At 61.7% G+C, this 639-nt stretch carries 1 pseudogene; it reads right to left on the minus strand.

What is annotated here, in order from left to right:
* Nucleotides 1-639 (minus strand): annotated as a pseudogene (locus ACI48D_RS26035) (hypothetical protein); the annotation flags it as partial.

Genomic DNA, 639 nt, shown 5'->3' on the forward strand with positions numbered 1-639 from the left:
CACTGCCCAGCGTGTTGGTGAACGTGCCGCTCACCGTCTGGCTGGCCGTTTTGGTGATGAAGTCAGTGCCGCTGCTGCCAGTATCGGCACTCAGTGCCGTCACGGTTGCAGTAGCCGTCGGTGCCGTCGTATCGACCGGCGCCAGCGTTACAGCGGTAGCCGTACCGGTATTGCCGGCAGCATCAGCCAGGGTGGCCGAGACGGAAATCGTCTCAGTACCGTTGAAGGCACCGGTCTTGGCCATGTAGGTATCCACACCAGCTGCGGTGGTCTTGGTGAAGTTGGCAATGTCAGCGCCAGTCAGGCTGACCGTCGCACCAGCAGTCACAGTGAAACCCTTGTCGTAGCCGGTTGCACCAGCCAAGTGGTTGATTGCTACCGTCGGTGCAGTCGTGTCGACCGGCGCCAGCGTTACAGCGGTAGCCGTACCGGTATTGCCGGCAGCATCAACCAAAGTGGCCGAGACGGAAATCGTCTCGGTACCGTTGAAGGCACCGGTCTTGGCCGTGTAGGTATCCACACCGGCGGCGGTGGTCTTGGCGAACTGGTCCAGCGTCGCACCGGTCAGGGTGACCACTGCTCCTTCAGTGACGCTGAAGCCGTTGTCGTAGCCGGTTGCACCAGCCAGGTGGTTGATCG

This window comes from Massilia sp. LXY-6 (assembly GCF_051233485.1).
In the GTDB taxonomy this organism is placed as follows: domain Bacteria; phylum Pseudomonadota; class Gammaproteobacteria; order Burkholderiales; family Burkholderiaceae_D; genus Telluria.